2 protein-coding genes and 1 pseudogene are annotated in these 5,912 nt (G+C 49.3%); all 3 read left to right on the top strand.

All coding sequences use genetic code 11. The features are described 5' to 3' along the window. A partial coding sequence (locus tag VIR50_RS12090; RefSeq protein ID WP_331935365.1) for a DUF6377 domain-containing protein occupies window positions 1-1,745 on the top strand: 1,745 nt, incomplete at its 5' end. A gap of 822 nt (window positions 1,746-2,567) precedes the next feature. Next, entirely contained in the window at window positions 2,568-5,516 is a 2,949-nt protein-coding gene (locus tag VIR50_RS12085) for a SusC/RagA family TonB-linked outer membrane protein (RefSeq protein WP_331935364.1), read from the top strand. A gap of 40 nt (window positions 5,517-5,556) precedes the next feature. Then, window positions 5,557-5,912: pseudogene (locus VIR50_RS12080) on the top strand (RagB/SusD family nutrient uptake outer membrane protein); the annotation flags it as partial.

Genomic DNA, 5,912 nt, shown 5'->3' with positions numbered 1-5,912 from the left:
AGGCTGCGCTCAGCAATGATTTCAAGTTGCGCCCTCTGCCTATTCAAACTATACTTTTTTGGTTATCCTTTACCATTGATGATAAAATGAAACTCATTCTTTGCCTGATTTTTACTTTGTGTTTCTCGGCGCAGGCCGGTGCCGAGAACGACGCCCACGCTTACATTCAACTCGATAGCATGCTGGCTTTGCAGCCGAAATTAACGGAAGAATACATCAAGCAAATCAATGTTGTGAAGTCTACTTTGGCCGATCCCGACCTGACCGACGCCGAGCGTTATGCCATCAATGAGCGGCTTTATCAGAAATACGAAGCCTTTATTTATGACTCGGCCTTCAAGTATGTGGACCGCACCGTGGCCTTGGCACGCAAACTCAACGACCCTCATAGGCTGACACGGAGCCTCCTTGGCAAGGTACATATCATATCAGTGGCGGGCTTGTTTGATGAAGCGGAGCGCATATTGCAGTCGATTTCGGAGGTAGGAATGAGCCGTGAGGACCTCGTGGAATACTATTACACATGGAACGAGCTTTATATTTATAAAGCCGAATTCAGTCAGGGAACGCCTTATTATCATGATTACATAGCCCGGGCGATGGACTATCGCAAGCGGGTCATTGACCTCGCGCCTCGCGATAGCTACCTTTACGTGTCGGCATTGAGCAGTTATGTGTGCGAACAAGGGCAATACGACCGGGCCATAGCTTTGCTTTCGGGCCACATGGGGCAGCTTCGGCCGGGTAATCGTCGCTATAGCGTGCTCACATCGACCCTTGCTTTCTTCTACGATTGTAAGCACGACGAGGTTAACCGTAGAAAATACCTCATCCTGAGCGCCATTTCCGACCTGCAAGGATGTATTCGTGAGAACAACTCGCTGCGAGAATTATCATCCATGCTCTTTGCCGACGGGGGCATGGACCGGGCCTATCGCTACCTGCATATCAGCATAAAGGACGCTAATTTCTACGGTACCCGACTGCGAAACATACAGGCTTCGCAGCTCATTCCCCAAATAGTGGCCGGCTACGAGGCCCAACAAACGGCTCAACATGGCCGTACCGTCGTCCTCATCATTGTGCTTAGCTTTACCACGGTGCTGCTTATCGTGGCCTTAGGATTAGTGTATATGTTTATGAAGCGCTACAGATTGGCCAATGGGAAGGTACAATTGATGAACCGCCATTTGAAAGAACTCGTGGAAAAGCTGCGCAGTATGAACGGCCAAATGCGTGAAGGAAACAAGATAAAGGAAGAGTATATAGGCCGGTTCTTGGAACTTAGCTCCACGCTTATTGACCATGCGGAGCAGGAACGCAAGCATCAGAACAGATTGGCGCGCGACCATAAACTGCCCGAACTTTACGCCTCATTGAAAGATAGCTCGTTTATGACGGAGAACACACGGCTCTTCTACCGCAATTTTGACTCGGCCTTTCTTAATATTTATCCCCATTTCGTAGCTAAAGTAAACGAGCTCCTCATGCCCGAAGGCCAAATAGAGCTGCGTCAGGGTGAGAAACTGTCTACCGAACTGCGTATCCTTGCCCTCATCAGGCTGGGCATAACCGATAATCAACGCATATCTGCCGTGCTCCGATCGAGCATTACCACCATTTATACTTACCGCTCGAAGCTGAAGGCAAGGGCCGTGGATAGAGACAATTTTGAGCTTCGTGTGGCCGAGATCGACGCTTACGAAAAGGGGGAATCGCCCAAGGCCACGCCCATGGAGGGTTGAAACGGCTCGTTGGGGCCGCGTTTGGGACCCTATCACGAAGTAGCTTTGTATCTATTATATGAGGTAAAGCGAAGCGCCGCCCCGGCACTTTGCCTTACCCATTTCCCTGCTTTGTTTATATCGTAGTAAGGTAAGGCCGTTATGTCCTCATGGAAACGGCCCTGCCAAAGCTGGCCTTTTACCGCCCGAAAGGGGGCTTTTGGGCCGGTCAAAGCAGTGCTTTCGCGGGCTGAAAGGCCTGCTTTTGAAAAGCAGATGGTCAGGGGGCGGTGGGCGTGAAGGTTGCGACGAGGAAGCTAAAGAGACGTGATGAGTAGGTCGATACATGGTGGTTTAGGAGGAAATTAGGGCTTTTGCGGTTGTGATTTGGTTTAGATTTTCTTTTGGTAGATATTCTATTATACTATTGATAATCAGTTATTTAGTAATAAATAGTATTTAGATTTTTATTTGTAAGGCTTTTTTGCCCTTTGCGTTTCACCTATCTTTGCAACCGAATGACTGCGAGGCGGCTTTTTACCGCTGACCTATGGGCGGCTGCAACTTAAGCCGCAACCTACAATCAACCTAACCCTGAGCAAGGCAATTGCCTGCTACTTTAACTTAAAAAATCAAATAGGAGCTACAGACCCATGACCTGCGAAAAGCTTACTCTACTCATGTTCAAGGCTATGACGATGGCATTTATACCGTCGACACCGGGCTTTACCCTTATTGGCCTTGGCTAATGGGTTTGTGATAAGTGGGTTACGATAGTTATAGTTTTAGAAAATTATTTTATACTTAAATGTATTATCATTAATCAGTTAACTTAGAAAATTCATGAAAATGAAGAGAACAAAAAATCTATTCCACCGTACACTACTGATGTGTATAGGCGTGTTTTTTGCCCTCGGCCTATCTGCGCAGTCCCTGAAGGGTAATGTGCAGGACGAGCATGGTGAGCCGATCATCGGCGCCAGCGTCGTTGTGAAGGGATTACCGGGTGGCGCTGTGACCGATCTTGACGGCAATTTCGCGTTGCAATGTAAGGAAGGTGCTACACTGACCGTTACTTATGTGGGCTTCGTTCCGCAAGAGGCGAAGGCCAAGAATGGTATGCAGGTGGTGCTGCGGGAGGACGTGGCCCAGCTGAATGAGGTGGTTGTAGTGGGTTACGGCTCACTGGCCAAGAAGGAAATTTCGAGCTCTGTGGTCCAGATAAGCAAGGACCAATTCAATCAGGGTGCCGTGACCGACCCCATGGAGTTGGTAAGCGGTAAGATTGCCGGCCTTAACGTAAGCGCCACGGCCGACGCCAATCCCAATGCGTTGTCGAGCATTCAGGTGCGTGGAGCCGGCTCATTGACGGCCGGTAACGGTCCACTCGTGGTGATCGATGGTATTGCCGGTGGCGACCTTCGCAACATTTCAACGCAGGATGTGGAGTCTATCACCGTGCTGAAAGACGCCGGTTCGGCCGCCATCTACGGTACACGTGGTGCCAACGGCGTAATTTTGATTACGACGAAGAAGGGCAGCGGTGCGCAAGGCGTGGTGAACTTCACGTACGACAGTTGGGTGGCTGCCAACATAGGAAAGGGCAAGCCCGAGATACTTACGCCCGATGAGTTCCGTCGTTCTCGCCGTGGTACCGACTTTGGATACAACACCGACTGGTATGATCTTATCACTCGCGACGTTTCTTACAATGTAAACCAGTATCTTTCCATAGATGGTACGACGAAGAACGGCTACTTCGGTGGCAGTCTTAACTACAAGAAAGCCAACGGTCTTGATACGGCCAGCGGTCGTGAGGAGTATGGTGGCCGCTTCGTTTTGGAGCAGCGTGCGCTCGAAAGTCGTTTGCAGTTCAACTCGTCATTGAGCCTTCGCAAGGTACATGAGGAGTATGGCAACGACGGAATGTTCGATACGGCACTCTCCATGAACCCCACATTGCCCGTCTACAATGCCGATGGCAGCTACTATCAGGCCACTTCGCCCACGGGAATCTCCAACCCCGTGCTCGTCATGAATGAGATTACGAGCAACGGCGACCGTGTTTATCTCTTGGGAAATGCCGACGTGAAGCTCAATATTCTCAACATGGAGAAGCATAATCTTAATACATCGTTGAGCTATGCCCTGCAATATAACGACTACAAAAACAATTTCTATACGCCCAGTTTCTCAAGTGAGTCTTTCTGGGGAGGCTTCAAGGGTAGGGCCAACGTGAACTATCAGAAGTGGACCACCAACCGTTTGGAGTGGTTGGCCAACTATACTTTTACCCTTACCGACCATCAGTTGAAGGCCATTTTAGGCTATTCGTGGGAGCGTTCGTACTGGGAACAGAGCGGTAATGAGAACAAAGATTTTGCTTACGACACCACGCTTTATCACCTTATCGGCAGTGGTACGGCCCTCAAAGAAGGCACGGCCAATATGTGGGGAGGCAAAAGCGAGTCTACATTGATAGCTTTCTTCGGTCGTCTTAACTACAATTATAAGGACATGATCTTTGCTTCGGCCTCGCTGCGCCGTGAAGGTTCGACCAAGTTTGGCGCCGATCGCAAGTGGGGTAGCTTTCCTTCGCTCTCCGTAGCGTGGGAAATGACGAAGTCACCGCTGCTAAGTAACGTGCTGGGCGATAAGTTCCAAAGTCTGAAACCACGTATTTCTTACGGTGTGACGGGCCGCTCCGACTTCGACGCTTACCGTAGTATGCCTACTTATTCGTCGAATGGCAGCTATTTTATCAACAACGGTTGGGTAACGGGTTTTGCCCCCTCATCTAACGCCAATCCCTCTTTGGGCTGGGAGAAGAGCAAGGCTTTCAACATTGGTGTTGACTTCGTGACCTTGCAGAATCGCCTCCGTGGTTCGGTAGAGTTCTTTAATCGTAGTTCTGAAGACCTGCTCTATACCTACACGGCGCCACAACCGCCTTATGTATGGAGCACTATCTTGGTGAACGTTGGTACCACTAAGAACACCGGTATTGAGGTTGTGGCCGACTATGATGTGCTCACCAAGGGCGATCTTAAGTGGACTACAGGCATTAACTACTCCTATGGCACCACCAAATTGTCTAAACTTTCAAACGATATTTATAAGGCGTCATACATAGAACTCTACCAAAAGCCGGGCGTGGGAACGAGCGAATACTTCTTCAGAGTGCAAGAAGGAGGCAAGGTAGGGCAGTTCTATGGTTACGAATATGCCGGTGTTGACGAGAATGGAAACATGCAGGTGTACGACAACGACGGCCAAAAGGTGTTGGCTTCGCAGGCCGACGCGTCGTTCAAACGCTACATTGGCAACGGCGCTCCTACCTCCTTCCTCTCTTGGAACAACTCTTTCCGTTATAAGAATTGGGACTTTGGCTTCCAATTCCGTGGCGCTTTCGGCTTTGAAATCTTCAATATGCGCCGCTATGGCATGGGCAATCAGCTCTGCGGAACTGACAATGTATTGCGCAATGCCTACCTTAAACATAAGGATATGAAGAGCGGTGGCGGTGTGATTTCGTCTTATTACTTGGAGAAAGGTGACTACATGAAGCTCGAGAACCTCACTTTGGGCTACACCTTTGTACCAAAGAACCGCAAAATGCTTGAGAATGTGCGCGTTTATTTGGCCGCCAAGAATCTCTTTACCCTTACCGGTTACTCGGGCAACGACCCATCCATCGTTACTTCTACGGGCATTACGCCGGGCGTAGACTCTAACAGTGCCTATCCCACAGCTACCCAAATCAGCTTGGGAGTGACCGTAAGATTCCATTAATCACATCGTGAAAACAACTTTTAAAAGCAAGAATATAACTATGATACATAAAAGATATAGCTGGTTGGTGGCCGCCGCGCTGATGTTGGGTGTCACTTCTTGTACCGATTTGGATGAGAAAGTGTACGACCGTATCGACGCTTCGACCTATTATCAGAACGAAACCAGCGTGCAAGGAGCTTTGGCTTCAATCTACAATCAGGCCGGTAATAGCTTCGCGGAGAGCTTCTTCTTCCTTCAGGAACTGCCTGCTGACCAAATCGCTTGGCGTGTTTGGAACGGTGGACAGTGGGGCTATGATGAGGCTGAAAAGTATGTGCTATCTACCCAAACATGGACACCGGAGTCGAAAATCATCCGTAACTCATGGTCGAGCGCATGGAGTATTATCGGTTT

Source organism: Prevotella sp. (genome assembly GCF_036570325.1).
Taxonomy (GTDB): Bacteria; Bacteroidota; Bacteroidia; order Bacteroidales; family Bacteroidaceae; genus Prevotella.
The sequence above is the reverse complement of the archived record's forward strand: the minus strand, read 5'-3'. Positions and strand labels throughout refer to the sequence as shown.